The following is a 14749-nucleotide window of genomic DNA, read 5'->3' as shown; positions in this document are numbered from 1 at the left end:
TCTGGACGGTCCGGCGCCACCCCTGTTACGGGGTGTGCCATTGATCGTCCTCAACCAGCATGCAGGAAGCGGCGGTAGTTTTCCGCTGAAGATTTATCCGCTGAAAAGCGGGGTGGGAAAAGATCCGGCCCGGCGGGCGGGAAGCCGTGGTCACGTGGCCGGAAGGGCTCTGACCTGGTGACGCGCTGTCAGGCCGTGGCCTGACCGTGGTGCGGCGGACGGTCGTCGATGAGGCGCTCGTCCGACAGGGCCCACTGATAGGTGAGTTCTTGAAGCGTGGACGCTCCGAACAGCTCCCGCAAGGTTTGTACCTCCTTGGAAAGGCTGCGCAGGCCGATACCGAGGCGCTGCGCGGTGAGCCGCTGCTCGATGCCGCGGGCCATGTCGCGCAGGATCTCGCGCTGGAGCAGCGTCGTGCGCGTACCGCCGGACCCGGCCGAGCGGGGCGCGCCGCTGTGCGGGTCGCCGTTCCAGGGGTCGGCGCGCCGCCAGCACTCCTCGAAGACCTCGGCGATGAAGGCCACCACGGCCCTGTCCCGTACGTGCCAGGAGGCATGGCCGGGCGCGGAGTTCACGACGTGGTCGGAGATGAACGCCTGGCGCCGGTCGATGACCACGCAGCGCTGGAACTGGGTGACCTGGGTACGGAACTGGGCTCCGCGGCCCGTCATCGCGCTCACATAGGCGCGGGTCACCGCGTCGTCGCGGGTGGTGTCGAGATACAGGCCGCGGATGTGGACGCCGCGGGCGAGCGCCGCGCGGTCCCGCTCCTCGACGGCCGCGAGCTGGGCCTCGGTGCGCGGGCCGCAGGGCTGGGCGGTGAGGAGCTCGGCGCGGGCCCGGCCGACGGCCTGCTCGATCCGGGCGTCGACGAGCTCGGGCTCGCCGAGGAACTCCGAGCCGCGGCCCGAACGCCACTTGGCGCGCTCGAAGTGCAGGCTCAGCTCGTCGGTGACCTGGGGGATACGGGCCGCGAGCGCGGCCTTGGCCGCCATCCGGCGCAGCTCGTCGTCCAGGCGGCGCCGGCCGGCCTCCTGGGGGTCGAGCGCGATGGGCAGGTGCGGCAGCCGCGGATCGGTGCTGACCAGGCCCCACTCGGCGAGCTCCGCGAGCGGCCGGGCGTCCCGCTCCGGGTCGATGTGCTCATGGCGGGTGACCCGGCCGTAGACATCGACGGCCTCGGGTGACAACGCTCCGGCGTTGGCCGCCCGGCTGTCCGGTTCGCCCATGTATGCCCCCGTTGCGACGCTGCGTGTGTGCGCCCGGCGTACGTGCGCACCCCGCTACCGCTTGATCCCTGCACGGCTCATCAGCCAGCGTACCTGTGGGGTCTCTCCTGGCGGGTGCCTCGGTGGCCACCCCGAAGGGGGCGGGCGCCAAAGCTGTGCCCGGAGGGGGCCGACCGTACCCGACCCGTCCACGAAAGGGCACACCTCGCCAATCACCTCCCGGCCCGCGTTCCGGCCGTGATGGCCGACACCGTCCTCGCTCCGCCCGCGGTGACCGCTGTGCTCCCAGCCCCTGACGCGCTCGTCTCCGTCCGGGGCCGCTGTGCTGTCGGCGGGCCGTGCCCCCGCCGGCCCGCACCGGCCGCCCGGCGCCCCGCGGCCACCCCGTGCGCTCCGAGGAATCGATCCGCTCCGACAATGGGACGTACGCCGACAATGGAGCGTACGCCGACCATGGGATGCGCACCGGGAAGCCGGTGCACGCCGATCAACCGGCCCGGAGCCGATGGCAGAGTCGGGACCGAACGTCGGGAGCGGCTGTTCCAACCGCGCGGCCAATGGCGAAGTCGCCGGCCGCCCGTTACCGGGGGAGAACCACAGATGGACAAGCCCGCTCTGCGCTCTCTGCTGCGCGAGCGCCGCGCGCTGATCACGCCCGAGAGCCATGGGCTGAGCAGACCCACCCGGCAGGGCCGGCGGGCTCCCGGCCTGTCCCAGGCCCAGATCGACCAGATCCTGCACCGCGCCCCCGACACCTACGGCCGCCTGGAGTCCGGCCGCTACCCCAACCCGCCCGCGGACCTGCTCCAGGACGTGGCCCGCCTGCTCGGCATGAACGAGCAGGAGTGGATAGCCCTGTGGCGGTACTGCCTGGGCCAGGACCCCCCGTTCCCGCTGCATTCGCAGTCCGGAGAGGAGATCCCCGGCGTGTGGCAGGAGGCCGTCGACGGCATCGGACACATGGCCTACGTCAATGACCGGTCGTGGAACCTGCTCGCCCACAACCAGCGCTGGACCGAGATGTTCCCCGGCGGGCGGGTGCCGCAGAACACCATGCGGTGGATGGCGCTCGACCCCGCCGCCCGCGAGACCCTGACCGACTGGGAGCACTCCTGGGCGCCGCTGGTGCTGCCCCAGTTGCGGGCCGCGCTGGCCGCCGACCCCACCGACGAGACGCTGGCGCAGATCGAGAAGGAGGTCCTGGAGGACCCGCTCGCCTCCGGGATCTACAACCGGGCCAGCTCCTACCTCCACCTCGACGGCGACGAACGCCCCCTCAACCACGCGGCCCAGGGGCCCGGCTGGGTGACGATGTGCGCCGCCCAGCCGATGGCGGCGCCGGGCGCCCGCATGATCATCCTGGTGTTCCACGCGGGCGAGAAGCGGCGGCACACGCGGGCCCCGATGCTTCGGGCGCGGGTGCGGTAGGCCCGGGCGCGGGCCGGGGTGGGCCCGGCCCGGTTCCGGCTACAGCTCGCGGTGGACCTTGGTGTTGGAGGCCTGGGCACGGGGCCGGACCACGAGCAGGTCGATGTTGACGTGGCTGGGCCGGGTGACCGCCCAGGTGATCGTCTCGGCGACGTCGTCGGCGGTCAGCGGCTCGGCCACGCCCGCGTACACCTTGGCGGCCTTCTCGGTGTCGCCGCGGAAGCGCGTCGTCGCGAACTCCTCCGTCTTCACCATGCCGGGCGCGATCTCGATGACCCGCACCGGGCGGCCGACGATCTCCAGGCGCAGCGTCTCGGCGAGCACCCGGGCGCCGTTCTTCGCCGCCACGTAGCCGCCGCCTCCCTCGTAGGTGGCGTGGCCCGCCGTGGAGGACAGGATGACGACCGTGCCGTCGCCCGAGGCTTCGAGCGCGGGCAGCAGGGCCTGGGTGACATTGAGCGAGCCGATGACGTTCGTCTCGTACATCTGCCGCCAGTCGTCCGGGCTGCCGGTGGCGACCGGGTCCGCGCCGAGCGCCCCGCCCGCGTTGTTGACGAGCACCCCGATGGTGCGGAAGGCGGTGGCGAACTCGTCCACCGCGGCCCGGTCCGTCACGTCCAGCGCATACGCCGTCGCCTGGTGGCCCGCCTCGTTGATCTCGGCTGCCAGCGCCTCGATGCGGTCCTTGCGGCGGGCGGTGACCACCACGCGGTAGCCGGCGGCGGCCAACTGGCGGGCGGTGGCGGCACCGATCCCGCTGCTCGCTCCGGTGACGACGGCGATCGGGGTCCCGGCGGCAGTCATGTCGTGCTCCTCGCGCGTGTGGCGACCGGCGCTGCGGTCGAGGTGTGGCGGCGGTCGAAGGGGTGATCGAAACCGATACGCGGCCAGGATAGGCGGGGCAGGGTGCGCGCGGGCGGGGCGATGGTCAGCGGCCGCGCGGGGCGTACATGATCACGGCCATCCCGGCCAGGCAGATCAGGGCGCCGGTGACGTCCCAGCGGTCGGGGCGGTAGCCGTCCGCGACCATGCCCCAGGCGATCGAGCCCGCGACGAAGACGCCGCCGTACGCGGCGAGGATCCGGCCGAACTCGGCGTCCGGCTGGAGCGTCGCCACGAAGCCGTAGATGCCGAGCGCGACGACTCCGGCGCCGATCCAGACCCACCCCCTGTGCTCCCTGACGCCCTGCCAGACGAGCCAGGCCCCGCCGATCTCGAACAGGGCGGCCAGGACGAAGAGAAGGGCTGAGCGTGCGACGAGCATGGGCTCAGGGTGGCATGGAGCCGGACCTCCTTCGGGACGGTGATGTCCGGGATGGTGGCGCACGGGATGACGTACGGGATGGCGTTCGCAACGACGTACGGGGCGTAGTTCGGGATGACGTACGGGGTGGCGTTCCTTGGAAATAAGGGGTGAAAGGTACCTTTCGCTCATGGTGGTTCGTGTGATGAACAGATTTGGCAGGGCGGGTGGAGCCGGCGCGCCCCGCCGGGCCGGTGCTCGTCCGGCCGGGGGCCGCCCCGCCCGGGCCCGCGGAACTCTGGCGACGGTCGGTGTCGCCGTCCTGGTGGCGGCGACGCTGATCGCGACCGGCACACCGAGCGGGGCGGCCGGGCCCGAGCGGAATGCCGGGCCCGTCGGCGGCGCTGCCGGGTCCGACGGTGGTGGCGACGACCCCGGCCCTGTTGTCAGGCCCGCTCCACCCCTGGCCGGCGACACTGCGGCCGGCAGCGCCGCGGCCGAGGCGGATGTGTCGTATCACGGGCATGTCTCCTTCTGGAACGGCCACGTCGGCATCTGGCTCACGACGGCCAACCACGGTCCGGCGCCGGTCTCCGGAGCCACCCTGAGGCTCCGGTTCTCGGTGCCTCTCGCCTCCGGCGCCACCCTGCCGCCGAGCTGTCTGCGCACCGGCCCGGCGGAGGTGCACTGCGGCACTGGCTCGATGCGGGCGGCCGGGACCGGTGTGCAGCTCGCCATGGACGTGGCGACCGTCGGCACCCGGGCTGAGATGGGCCTCGACATCGACACCGTCTGGAACGGCGGCGCGAGCGACCGCAACCCGGCGAACAACACCCACCGCGTGCTGACGCTGGCCACGGGCGACCCGTACACGTTCTGAACGGCAGGGCGTGCGGGGCGGGTTGGGCCTTTGGGCCGGCCGGCCGTTACGCGCGCCCGGTCCAGCCGGTGAGGGCCGCGTGCAGGCCGGGCGCGTCCGGGCGGTCGCTCGCCCAGGCCACGTACCCGTCGGGGCGGACAAGGAGCGTGCTGCCGCGCCCGCTCTTCCAGTGCGCGCATATCGCCCCCTCCGGCGCGGCCACCCGGCCGTCCCGCGGTGCCACCAGGACGAACTCGCCCCGCCGCAGCACCTCGTAGAGGCGCCCTTCCGCGAGCTCCAGGTCGGGGACGCGCTTGCCGGTGAGCGGGTGCGATCCGCGCTCGGCTCCGTACGCGATGCCGAGGCCGCTGATCATCCCGATCGCCTTGTCGGCGGCAGGGCGTACGGCCTTGAGGAATCGGGTGACCGCTGAACGTACCGCCCGCTGAAGGGGGTTGTGGGCCATGGCGAGCCGCACGAGCGCGCCGCTGCTGCGCAGCACCATCGCGCCGACCGGGTGGCGCTCCGCCTGGTAGCTGTCGAGCAGGGCCTCGGCGTCGGTGGTGCGGCCCCGTAGTGCGGCGGCGAGTTTCCAGGAGAGGTTCGCGGCGTCCTGGAGGCCGGTGTTCATGCCCTGGCCGCCGGCGGGTGAGTGGACGTGTGCCGCGTCCCCGGCGAGGAAGACGCGGCCGACCCGGTAGGCCGGAGCCTGCCGCTCGTCGCTGTGGAAGCGGGAGATCCAGCGGGCGTCGTGCATCCCGTAGTCGGTGCCGAAGGCCTCGCGGGCGATCGCGCGGAGCTCGTCGAGGTCGACCGGGGCCGTGTCGGGGACCTGGCGCTTCCGGCTCCATCCCATGACCCGGTGGTAGCCGTCGCCGAAGGGGGCGACGAGGGCGAAGGAGTCGCCCGAGCCGTTGACGGTGAGGATGTCCTCCGGCTCCTCGGTGAGCCGCACGTCCGCCAGCACGATCGAGCGGATCACGGCCACGCCGGGGAACGGGAGGCCGAGCTCCTCGCGGACCCTGCTGCGCACGCCGTCGGTGCCGACGAGGTAGCGGGCCCGGACCGACACGGGCCCCCCGTCCTCGCCGCGCAGCTCGGCGGTCACCCCCTCGCCGTCCTGACGGAGGTTCAACAGCTCGGTGCCGTAACGGAACTGGACCCCTTCGGACAGGGCGCGCCGCTCGAGGAGCTGCTCCACCTCGTACTGCGGAGCGATCAGGACGTACGGGAAGCGTGTGCGCAGCCTGGTCAGGTCGAGGGTGAGGCGGCCGAACATGTTCATCTGTTCCATGACCCTGCCCCGCTTGACCAGCTCGTCGGCCAGGCCGCGGGCGTCGAGCATCTCCAGCGTGCGCGCGTGGACGCCGAAGGCGCGGGTCATGTTGCTGATCCCGTGCGGCCGGCGCTCGGCGACGGTGACGCTCAGGCCCGCGGCGGCCAGGTCACCCGCGAGCAACAGCCCGGTCGGCCCCGCGCCGACCACGAGGACGTCGCTGATTAAGGGGCCTTCGGGCCGGGGTGTTTTCGTGGCGCTCTCGGGGGTGGGCGAGCTGGTGGAGCCGGACGAGCTGGTGGTGTCGTTCATGGCTTCCTCCTCAGGTGCCAACGGTTGTTGGTCAACGCTTGTTGGCAAATGTAGAACCCTCACGGCTGGCATGTCAACACTTGTTGGCCTACAGTCGTTGGCATGACGACCGAAACCCCCGCCGGAGGCCCTCGCCGCACCTCCGAAGTCACCAAGGCCGCGATCCTCGAAGCCGCCCGCGAGCGCTTCGCGTCCGACGGCTATGAGCGCGCGACCATCCGGGCCATCGCCCGGGACGCGGGGATCGACCCGTCGATGGTGATGCGTTACTACGGGAACAAGGAGGGCCTGTTCGCCGCCGCCTCCGAGATGGACCTGGGCCTTCCTGGGCTGGGGGGGCTGCCCGGCAAGCACATCGGAGCCGCACTCGTCACGCACTTCCTCGACCGGTGGGAGGCCGACGACGTGCTCACCGCCCTGCTGCGGGTCGGCGTCACCAACCCGGCCGGCGCCGAGCGGATGCGGACGATATTCGCCGAGCAGATGATCCCGGTCGCCGCCGGTGTCTGCCCCGACCCCGCCGACGCCCCGCGCCGCGCCGCGCTGGTCACCTCGCAGATCCTGGGCATGGCGATAGCCCGCTATGTACTGCGCTTCCCGCCCGCGGTGGCCATGTCCCGCGACGAGGTGGTCGCCTGGCTGGCCCCCACGCTGCAGCGCTACCTCACGGCCGAGGGGGCGTAGGCCTCCGCCCGGCACGGGGTCCGCCGGGCATGGCTTTCCCGGGCAGGGGTTCTGCCGGGCACGGGTTGCCGGTTGGGGTTCTGCCGCGCTTCGCGCCTGCGGATCCTCTGCGCCGTACGCTTTCTGCATGGCACAGAAGAAGCGCACCGGAGAGCGGGCCCCTGCCGACCGGGCCGAGCTCATGCGTGACCTGGGCGCCGTCTCGCGCCGCTACATGGCGTCGTACGCGCTCTTCAACCAGGCGCTCGCCGACCATCTGGGGCTGCACCCGACGGATCTCCAGTGCCTCAACCTGCTGGGTCTCGAACCCGGGCCCGTCACCACGGGGCGGATCGCCGGGCTGACCGGGCTCACCACGGGTTCGGCTACCCGGCTCGTCGACCGGCTGGAGAAGGCCGGGTATGTGACGCGGCGCCGGGACACCGAGGACCGCAGGAAGGTGCTCGTCGAGGTGGTGCCCGGGCGGATGGCGGAGCTCGGCAAGGTCTGGGGCCGGCTCAACGGTGCCTGGTGGGAGATGTTCGACGCGTACGAGGACGACGAGATCGCCCTCATCGCCACCCATATGCGCCGGACCGTCGAGCTCGGCGCGGCTCAGATCGAACGCCTCAGGAGCGGGCAGCTCTGAAGCCGGTATCCGGTGGGGGCTCCAACAGGGCGTATCTGGTGAGGAGTTGAAAGGCTGTCGCCCGGACCGGGCAGGACCGGGTTCCGCTATCCGGCTCGGTCCACCGGGCAGGTCCCCGCCGTGCCGAACTCGCGGACGGCCTCGTCGACGATCGCCTCAAGGCTCGCGTGGTGCGCGCCGCGCCAGTAGACGCGCTCGCAGGAACTGCACTCGGCGAAGACGTCGTACGAGGTGCGGGTGCCGTGCTCCAGGCGCTCGCGCACCGTCTCCTTGTCGGCCTCCCGCAGCGGCGCGTTGCAGGCGGTGCAGCGCGTCCAGGGCGCGAGGCCCGGCGCGAACCGGCCGAGCACGTCCCGGAGTTGCTCGTCGGTGCGGTGGCTGTAGACGTACGCGCCGGCCCACAGCTCCCTGCGGTGCAGCAGCCCGCGGTCCCGGGAGAGCATGACGCGCTGTTCCCGCGCGGAGAGTGCGGCGAGCGCCGCGTCCCCGATGTCCTCGCTCTCGTACGCCGCGTCGACGCCGAGCAGCCTCAACCGGCGCGCCAGCGTGCCGAGATGGACGTCGAGCAGGAAGCGGAGCGGGGCGCCCGGCACCTTCTGCGGGCGCTCGACGGCGAGCACCTCGATGAACTCGCCCGCCACCGGGATGTGCGAGACCGGGACTTCGCGGCCGTCGGCGAGCAGCCGGCCGGCCTCGGTGAGCGGAACGCCCAGCGATTCGACGACGTGGCCGAGGGTGGACACGCCGTCGGTCACGACGGCGCTGCGCCCCTCACGGCGCTTCGTCGGAACGAAGAGCCGCAGCTCAGGGGCGAAGTCGATATGGATCTCCGGTCCGTTCACGCGGTCAGGATCGCATTGCTGCGGGGGCGGGGGCCAGGGATTTCGGGGCGCGCCCCGGTGCTCGCGCCGGAGCACCGGGGGCTCGTTCATGGTGCGGGCATGCGCCAGGAGGTGTCCGGTGGGCGCGGCCCCGGCCATGGCTCGCCGGCTGTGCCCTACGGGCGGAAGGCGTCCGCGTTTTCGCCGGCCCAGGCCGCGAAGGTGCGGGCCGGGTGGCCGGTCAGCTCTTCGACGGCGGTGGTGACGGCGTCGGGGCGGCCCTGGTGCGCGGCGAAGTAGCCGAGCAGCGCGTCCGCGACGGTCGGGGGTATGAAGTCGGCCATCGACTCCTTCCAGGCCGCTCCGCTCACGGCGTTGACACTGATCGGCCGTCCGGTGGCCTCGGCGACGACCGCGACCTGCTCGGCGGCGCTGAGGGACGCGGGCCCGGTGAGGTGGTAGGCGCGGCCTCGCAGTTCGGGCCTGGTGAGGACGGCGAACGCGGCCTCCGCGATGTCCGCCTCGTGGATGGGGCTGGTCTGCGCCTCGGGGTAGGGGAGGTCCACGCTGCCGGACGACTTGGCCGCCCAGGCCCAGCCGAGCGCGTTGCCCGCGAAGGCGCCGGGCTGCAGGAAGGTCGACTGGATGCCGGAACGTTCCAGGCCGCGCTCGACGGCCAGGTGCATGGCCGCGATGGCGTTCGTGTCGGCGTCGGGGTCGAGCACGGAGCTGGAGGAGAGCAGCGCTATGTGCTGGACCCCGGCGGCCTTCGCCTCGGCGAGGAACGCCTCGATGTGCTTCGGGTTGGCGTACAGGAAGACCGACTCGACGCCGGCCAGTGCGGCCGGGAACGTCGCCGGGTCGTCGAGGTCGAGGACGACGCGCTCCACACCGTCCGGAAGAGTCAGCTTGTCGGGGCTGGCGGAGGCCGCACGAACGGCGAGACCGCGCTCTCGAAGCAGTGGGATGAGAGTGGCGGCGACCTTGCCGCGGCTGCCGGTGATCAGAACCGTCATGGTGGAAATGCCTTTCAAGCAAAGGAAGTTGAGGGACTACGGCAGTGCTGACACGCAAGGAGCGAGCCTACGTCGCAGCCGCCTGGTCGGGGCGGGGCCGGTGTGGTGGGCGCGCGACGCGCGGGTCGGTCCCGGCGGGGCCGCCTGGGCGTCGACGGGTGACGGCGAGGCGTCGGGGGAGTCCCGGGGGGCTGGGCCCGTCACTAAGCTGCACTGCGCATCATCTGTGTTACGCAGATAAATATCCTCGACGAGGCCGCAGTCGTCAACCGCGTTTCGACGGGCCCGGTCGGGGCCGGCCGTACCGGGCAGGGTGAAGCGGCACGGGGCAGGGCGGAGCCTTACCCTTCCCGCATGAAGATCATTGACCTTGAGCCGGGCGACCCGCGTCTGACGGACGACCTGCTGCCGGTACTCAGCGAACTCCGCCCGCACCTCACCGATGAACTCTTCGCCGAGATCTACGGAGAGGGGCACGCCCAGGGGCTGCGCTTCACCGCCGCGTACGGCGACGACGGGGCCTGCGTCGGCGCCGCCGGATGGCGGATCGTCGTCAACACCAGCGCGGTCCGCAAGCTGTACGTCGACGACCTGGTCACCGCCGCCACCGCCCGCTCCACCGGCGTGGGGCACGCCCTCCTCGCGCACCTGGAGGGCCACGCGAGGGCGGCCGGCTGCACCTCCCTCAACCTCGACTCCGGCACCCACCGCACCGACGCGCACCGCTTCTACTTCCGCGAGCGCATGGCCGTGACGGCCTTCAACTTCGACAAGCAGCTGGACTGACGGTCGGGGCTCCCGGGCGAGGGCGGCCGGTGGTGGGTCAGCCCCCGGCTCCCAGGTCCATCCGCCAGTCGTTGGAGCGGATCCGCGTGCCCGGCGGGTACTCGAACTCGACCTCCCCGGCCCACTCGAACCCGGCCTTGCGGCAGGTGGCGTTGGACGCGGTGTGGTCCACGGACGGGTAGGCGTGCAGCCGGCACCGGCCGCCCGCGGCACGGGCCTCCTCCACGACCGCCAGGAGCGCCGCGACGGCCAGGCCGCGGCCCTGGAACTCGGGGAGGATGCCGTACCCCGTCTCGTACACCGCCTCGCCCTGCCATATGCGCGGCCAGTACCCGACCGATCCGACGGTCTCGCCCGTCCCGTCGAGGACGACCTTGAACATCCGGCCCTCGGTGGCCGGGCGGGCGCTCATCGCCTTGTATCTGTCGTGCCGGGACAGCACCTTCTCGTCGGACTCCGTGCCGCCGACGTGGGCGGTCATCTCCGGTGCGTTCTGCCTCCGGAGCAGGCCGAGGTCGCCGTCCGACCAGGCTTCTAGACGGATGTGCGGGGGAACTTCACGGGTCGTGTCGCTCATGTCGAAAACAGTAAACGCCGGGTCTGACAACGGCCGTTGATCAGGCGCGGGAGGCCCCGGGGCGCAGGGCCGAGGGCGGCGCGCCGAGCGTGGCGGTGAAGTCCCGTACGAGGTGGGCCTGGTCGGCGTAGCCCAGCTCGGCGGCCAGCCGGGCCCAGTCGACGGCCTCGGTGGATTCGGCGTGTTCGAGGGCCTCGTGGATGCGGTAGCGCAGCACCACCCACTTCGGGCCGACGCCCACACAGGCGGCGAAGAGCCGTTGCAGGGAGCGCGCGGAGAGCCCCGCCTCGCGGGCGAGTGCGTCGACCCGGCGGACCGTGCGGTCGTGGCGGATGCGGTCGACCAGTTCCCTCGCGAGCTCCGCCTGCGGGTCGGGCCGGGGACCGAGGCCGAGCAGGAAGGCGTCGAGGGCGGCGACCCGGTCCTCGTCCCGGTCCGGTGAGAGCACCGCCGTGGGGTCGGCCGAGGGGAACACGGGGTCGGCGGGGATCACCCGGTCCGTCCACTCCGAGACCGGGAACCCCGGCGCGAAGGGCCGGAACCCGCCCGGCCGGAACTGGATCCCGCACACCCGCCCGCGGCCCGCCAACTTCCGGGTGTCCAGGGTGAGTCCGACCCCCGAGAGCTCCAGGAAGTCGGGCCGGCCGTCGTCGTACCGCTGGAAGACCAGGTTGACGGACGGGTGCGGCACCACGTGCGAGGCGTACGGCTGGGGCAGGTCCCAGTCGATCAGCCAGTAGTGCTCCAGGTAGGGGCGCAGCTCGGGCGCCGGTTCATGGCGGCGGAACCGTACGTGCGCGAAGAGATCGGCGGCGTCGACGATGCCGCGGGTGTCGCGCCGCGGGCCGGAGTTCTGCGCTGACATGGGCCGATCCTATGAAGCGGCCGCCTCTTCAAGGAGGGTGGGCTTTGCGCGGCGCCCGCTGCCTACGGGGTGGGCGGCCGTTTCCGGACCGGTCGCCTCCTTAAGGAGCGGGCGTCCGCCGGGCCCGTCGGGCGAACCAGTACAGCGCGCCCGCGTACAGGGCGAGCACCAGGGCGAGCAGCGGGTAGTAGGCCAGGGGCAGTGCGGTCATGCCGATGAGCGGGCCCAGGGGCGAGAGTGGAAGCAGCAGGCCGGTCAGCGCGAGGACGCCGGCGGTGACGGGGATCCCGCCGCCGCGGCCCGTGCGCAGCAGGACCATGACCAGGGCCTGGGTCAGCAGGTTCTCCGTGAACCAGCCCGCGTGGAAGGCCGTTTCGGCCCGGGTGTCGCTCACCGCCCAGACGAGTACCGCGAAAGTCGCGAGGTCGGCGACGGCATTGAGCACGCCGAACCCGGTCACGGAGGCGAGGACTTCGCGTGGACGCAGCTTCAGCGGGCGGCGCAGCGCCCCGGCCGGCGGACGGTCGTAGGCGAAGGCCAGCTGGGCGGCGTCGAAGCACAGGTTCTGGACCAGGACCTGGGCGGGCAGCATGGGCAGGAACGGCAGCAGCAGACCTGCGGTCAGCATCGCGATGACGTTGCCGAGGTTCGAGGAGAGCGTGATCCGCAAATAGCCCGCGATGGTGGCGCCGCTGCTGCGCCCCGCCACGATGGCGTGGTCGAGCGAGGTCAGATCCTTCGCCGCGAGCACGACGTCCGCCGTCTCGCGGGCCACGTCCACGGCCTCGGGCGGGCAGATGCCGACGTCACAGGCGCGCAGGGCGGGCAGGTCGTTGACGCCGTCGCCGAGGAATCCGGTGACGTGCCCACGCTCGCGCAGGGCCCGTACGATCCGGGCTTTCTGCTCGGGGGAGCAGCGGGCGAAGACAGTACTACGGTCGGCGAGTTCGCCCAGCTCGGCTCCGCTGAGGCCGTCGAACGAGGCGGCGGTGACGACCTCGCCGGGCTCCAGGCCGAGCTCACGGCAGGCACGCGCGGCCGTGCCGGGGTGGTCACCGGTCAGGACCTTCACGGCGACACCTCTGTGGAGGAGGGCGGTGAGCGCGTCGGCCGCCGTCTCCGCCGTCGCGTCGCGCAGCCCGACCAGCCCCTGGAGGGTCAGCCCGCGCTCGTCCGTGGTGGTGTACGGGCGCCTGGCGGCGGGCCGTTCGGCGAGCGCCACCGCGAGGACGCGCAGGCCGTCGGAGGCGAGGTGCTCGGCGAGCGCGAGCGCCCGGTCCCGTTCGTCGCCGGTGAGCGCGCACCGTTCCAGGACGTCCTCGACGGCGCCCTTGACCACCAGGGTGTGGCGGCCGAGCCGGTGGGGTGTGTTGACGACGGCGGTGGACAGGCGGCGTACCGGGTCGAAGGGAAGGGCGGCGACGGCGTCGTACTCCAGGGCGTCCAGGCCCTCGGGGAAGCGTTCCTCGGCGGCGTCGAGGAGAGCCTCGTCGAGGGCGTCGGCGCCGGGCAGCTCGGCGAGCTGCAACGTCCACAGGCTGTTGACGGCGGCCCAGTGCAGCACCGAGTCGTCGGGGGAGCCGGACGCGTCCAGCGCACAGTCCAGGACCGGCCGGTCCTGGGTGAGGGTGCCCGTCTTGTCGAGGCACACGACGTCGACGGCACCCAGGTCGTGCAGCGCCGGCAGCCGCTTGACGATCACCTGGTGGGTGCGGGCCAGCGCGGAGGCGCCCCGCGCGAGGGTGGTCGTCACGATGACCGGCAGCATCTCGGGCGTGAGCCCGACCGCGACCGCCACCGCGAACGGCAGCGTCTCCAGGCCGCGGCCGCGCAGCGCGGCGTTGGCCATGAGGACCAGCGGCGGGGTGAGCAGCATGAACCGGATCAGGATCCACGAGACGCCGTACACCGACCGGTCGAAGGCGGTCGTGCGCCGGTCGTTGCCCGGCAGCCGGTCGGCCCGCGCGAACCGGGTGTCCGCGCCGGTCGCCACCACCACACCGGTGCCGCTGCCGGAGGCGACACTGCTGCCCTGGAAGCAGACTTCGGGCCGGTCGAAGTCCTGGGCGTCGAGGGGGCGGGCCGGAGACTGCGCGAAGGGCTCGTCCACCGGGTACTTGGCGACCGGCGCGGACTCCCCGGTCAGCGCGGCCTGATGCATCGTCAGACCGGTGGCCCGCAGCAGCCGCAGATCCGCCGGTACGAGATCGCCGGGCGCGAGGCGCACCACGTCGCCCGGCACCACCTCGTCCACGGGCACCTCGCGCGCCACCGTCGCCGCGTCGTCGTCCGCCCTGCGCAGCACGGTCGCGGTGCTCGCCACCAGCTCCCGCAGCCCGGCCGCCGACCGGTCGGCGCGGTGCTCGCCGGCCGCCCGCAACGCACAACTCACCACCACCAGGACCGCGATGACCCCGGCCGTGGCCCAGGCGGCGACCGCCGCGGAGACCAGCGCCAGGCAGGCGAGGACGGCCGTGAACGGGTCGCGCAGACTCCGGAGAAAAATGATCGGGAGGGAGGGAACCTGGCGCGCGGGAAGGACGTTTTCCCCATACCGCGTGAGTCGTTTCTCGGCTTCCGACTCCACCAGCCCCCGGGGGCCGGAGCCGAGCGAACGCAGCAGCTGCAGAGGAGTGCTCCTTGACAACTGCAGAGTGGAGATCCGCTCAGGCGCCCAGGTCACGAACGAGTCCTGAGGGTCCCGGCAGCTTGACGCCCCCGCCCAGCCGGGCCACCAGCCAGCGCACCATCTGAGCCACATCGGGGTCGTCGACGAGGTAGACGACCCGGCGCCCCTCCCGCCGGGACCGGACGAGCCCCGCGAGTTTCAGCTTCGCCAGATGCTGACTGACGGCCGGCAGCGCACCGCCGACCCTCTCGGCCAGCCCCGACACGTCGGACTCGCCGTGGCTCAGCGTCCACATGATGTGCAGCCGCGCGGGCGAGGCAAGGAGTCCGAAGACGCCCGCTGCCTCGCCGAGCACCTCGGCCGACGGGTCGGTGCTGCTCGTGGTCGTCACCGTCG

At 72.6% G+C, this 14749-nt stretch carries 15 protein-coding genes; 5 read left to right on the top strand and 10 right to left on the bottom strand.

Annotated elements, in window-relative coordinates; genetic code table 11:
* Window positions 1-188: 188 nt before the first annotated feature.
* Window positions 189-1229 (bottom strand): phospholipase D-like domain-containing protein, encoded by a 1041-nt coding sequence (locus tag ABD346_RS35685; protein WP_344380469.1) that lies wholly within the window; start codon window positions 1227-1229, stop codon window positions 189-191.
* 600 nt (window positions 1230-1829) lie between these two features.
* Between ABD346_RS35685 and ABD346_RS35680 the strand changes: the two genes are divergently transcribed.
* Window positions 1830-2657, top strand: coding sequence for an MmyB family transcriptional regulator (locus ABD346_RS35680; RefSeq protein ID WP_344380468.1), 828 nt, complete (start codon window positions 1830-1832; stop codon window positions 2655-2657).
* Window positions 2658-2696: 39 nt separating this feature from the next.
* Here ABD346_RS35680 and ABD346_RS35675 read toward each other — a convergent pair whose 3' ends face one another.
* Together ABD346_RS35675 and ABD346_RS35670 are read right to left on the bottom strand one after the other, a co-directional pair.
* Window positions 2697-3461, bottom strand: coding sequence for an SDR family NAD(P)-dependent oxidoreductase (locus ABD346_RS35675; RefSeq protein ID WP_189968750.1), 765 nt, complete (start codon window positions 3459-3461; stop codon window positions 2697-2699).
* 124 nt (window positions 3462-3585) lie between these two features.
* On the bottom strand, window positions 3586-3921 hold the full coding sequence (locus ABD346_RS35670) for a YnfA family protein (RefSeq protein WP_344380467.1): 336 nt from the start codon (window positions 3919-3921) through the stop codon (window positions 3586-3588).
* Window positions 3922-4090: 169 nt separating this feature from the next.
* On the opposite strand from ABD346_RS35670, the gene ABD346_RS35665 reads away from it, so the two are divergent.
* Window positions 4091-4780, top strand: coding sequence for a hypothetical protein (locus ABD346_RS35665; RefSeq protein WP_344380466.1), 690 nt, complete (start codon window positions 4091-4093; stop codon window positions 4778-4780).
* A 46-nt stretch (window positions 4781-4826) separates the two neighbouring features.
* Here the strand turns inward: ABD346_RS35665 and ABD346_RS35660 are convergent, their stop codons facing one another.
* Window positions 4827-6347, bottom strand: coding sequence for an FAD-dependent monooxygenase (locus ABD346_RS35660; RefSeq protein WP_344380465.1), 1521 nt, complete (start codon window positions 6345-6347; stop codon window positions 4827-4829).
* Between the two features lie 102 nt (window positions 6348-6449).
* On the opposite strand from ABD346_RS35660, the gene ABD346_RS35655 reads away from it, so the two are divergent.
* Together ABD346_RS35655 and ABD346_RS35650 are read left to right on the top strand one after the other, a co-directional pair.
* Complete coding sequence (locus tag ABD346_RS35655) at window positions 6450-7031, top strand: TetR/AcrR family transcriptional regulator (protein WP_344380464.1); 582 nt, start codon at window positions 6450-6452, stop codon at window positions 7029-7031.
* Window positions 7032-7212: 181 nt separating this feature from the next.
* Entirely contained in the window at window positions 7213-7659 is a 447-nt protein-coding gene (locus tag ABD346_RS35650) for a MarR family winged helix-turn-helix transcriptional regulator (protein WP_381224750.1), read from the top strand.
* Between the two features lie 86 nt (window positions 7660-7745).
* On the opposite strand, the gene ABD346_RS35645 is transcribed toward ABD346_RS35650, so the two are convergent.
* On the bottom strand, window positions 7746-8501 hold the full coding sequence (locus ABD346_RS35645; protein ID WP_344380462.1) for a Mut7-C RNAse domain-containing protein: 756 nt from the start codon (window positions 8499-8501) through the stop codon (window positions 7746-7748).
* 155 nt (window positions 8502-8656) lie between these two features.
* Complete coding sequence (locus ABD346_RS35640; RefSeq protein ID WP_344380461.1) at window positions 8657-9496, bottom strand: NAD(P)H-binding protein; 840 nt, start codon at window positions 9494-9496, stop codon at window positions 8657-8659.
* 354 nt (window positions 9497-9850) lie between these two features.
* Between ABD346_RS35640 and ABD346_RS35635 the strand changes: the two genes are divergently transcribed.
* Entirely contained in the window at window positions 9851-10282 is a 432-nt protein-coding gene (locus tag ABD346_RS35635; protein WP_344380460.1) for a GNAT family N-acetyltransferase, read from the top strand.
* Between the two features lie 37 nt (window positions 10283-10319).
* Here the strand turns inward: ABD346_RS35635 and ABD346_RS35630 are convergent, their stop codons facing one another.
* The 4 genes from ABD346_RS35630 to ABD346_RS35615 all read right to left on the bottom strand — a co-directional run bounded on the left by ABD346_RS35630 (window position 10320) and on the right by ABD346_RS35615 (window position 14744).
* Window positions 10320-10859: a GNAT family N-acetyltransferase gene (locus tag ABD346_RS35630; RefSeq protein WP_344380459.1), complete on the bottom strand. Its 540-nt coding sequence runs from the start codon at window positions 10857-10859 to the stop codon at window positions 10320-10322.
* Window positions 10860-10899: 40 nt separating this feature from the next.
* Window positions 10900-11724 (bottom strand): DUF6597 domain-containing transcriptional factor, encoded by an 825-nt coding sequence (locus tag ABD346_RS35625; protein WP_344380458.1) that lies wholly within the window; start codon window positions 11722-11724, stop codon window positions 10900-10902.
* A gap of 100 nt (window positions 11725-11824) precedes the next feature.
* Window positions 11825-14485 (bottom strand): magnesium-translocating P-type ATPase, encoded by a 2661-nt coding sequence (gene mgtA / locus ABD346_RS35620; RefSeq protein ID WP_381224704.1) that lies wholly within the window; start codon window positions 14483-14485, stop codon window positions 11825-11827.
* The gene (locus ABD346_RS35615; RefSeq protein ID WP_053728831.1) at window positions 14391-14744 is read right to left on the bottom strand and encodes an ArsR/SmtB family transcription factor; all 354 of its coding nucleotides are present in this window, start codon (window positions 14742-14744) and stop codon (window positions 14391-14393) included. Before ABD346_RS35615 ends, mgtA begins: the two co-directional genes overlap by 95 nt.
* Between the last annotated feature and the right edge of the window lie 5 nt (window positions 14745-14749).

Source organism: Streptomyces mauvecolor (genome assembly GCF_039532965.1).
GTDB classification, from domain to species: domain Bacteria; phylum Actinomycetota; class Actinomycetes; order Streptomycetales; family Streptomycetaceae; genus Streptomyces; species Streptomyces violascens.
Note: the sequence above shows the minus strand (reverse complement) of the source record. Positions and strands in the feature narration are given on the sequence as shown.

What these genes read in the sequence shown, in the direction of transcription:
- ABD346_RS35685 (WP_344380469.1), bottom strand. Translation starts at nt 1,229, where the DNA reads ATGGGCGAACCGGACAGCCGGGCGGCCAACGCCGGAGCGTTGTCACCC.
- ABD346_RS35680 (WP_344380468.1), top strand. Translation starts at nt 1,830, where the DNA reads ATGGACAAGCCCGCTCTGCGCTCTCTGCTGCGCGAGCGCCGCGCGCTG.
- ABD346_RS35675 (WP_189968750.1), bottom strand. Translation starts at nt 3,461, where the DNA reads ATGACTGCCGCCGGGACCCCGATCGCCGTCGTCACCGGAGCGAGCAGC.
- ABD346_RS35670 (WP_344380467.1), bottom strand. Translation starts at nt 3,921, where the DNA reads ATGCTCGTCGCACGCTCAGCCCTTCTCTTCGTCCTGGCCGCCCTGTTC.
- ABD346_RS35665 (WP_344380466.1), top strand. Translation starts at nt 4,091, where the DNA reads ATGGTGGTTCGTGTGATGAACAGATTTGGCAGGGCGGGTGGAGCCGGC.
- ABD346_RS35660 (WP_344380465.1), bottom strand. Translation starts at nt 6,347, where the DNA reads ATGAACGACACCACCAGCTCGTCCGGCTCCACCAGCTCGCCCACCCCC.
- ABD346_RS35655 (WP_344380464.1), top strand. Translation starts at nt 6,450, where the DNA reads ATGACGACCGAAACCCCCGCCGGAGGCCCTCGCCGCACCTCCGAAGTC.
- ABD346_RS35650 (WP_381224750.1), top strand. Translation starts at nt 7,213, where the DNA reads ATGCGTGACCTGGGCGCCGTCTCGCGCCGCTACATGGCGTCGTACGCG.
- ABD346_RS35640 (WP_344380461.1), bottom strand. Translation starts at nt 9,496, where the DNA reads ATGACGGTTCTGATCACCGGCAGCCGCGGCAAGGTCGCCGCCACTCTC.
- ABD346_RS35635 (WP_344380460.1), top strand. Translation starts at nt 9,851, where the DNA reads ATGAAGATCATTGACCTTGAGCCGGGCGACCCGCGTCTGACGGACGAC.
- ABD346_RS35630 (WP_344380459.1), bottom strand. Translation starts at nt 10,859, where the DNA reads ATGAGCGACACGACCCGTGAAGTTCCCCCGCACATCCGTCTAGAAGCC.
- ABD346_RS35625 (WP_344380458.1), bottom strand. Translation starts at nt 11,724, where the DNA reads ATGTCAGCGCAGAACTCCGGCCCGCGGCGCGACACCCGCGGCATCGTC.
- mgtA (WP_381224704.1), bottom strand. Translation starts at nt 14,485, where the DNA reads ATGTGGCTCAGATGGTGCGCTGGCTGGTGGCCCGGCTGGGCGGGGGCG.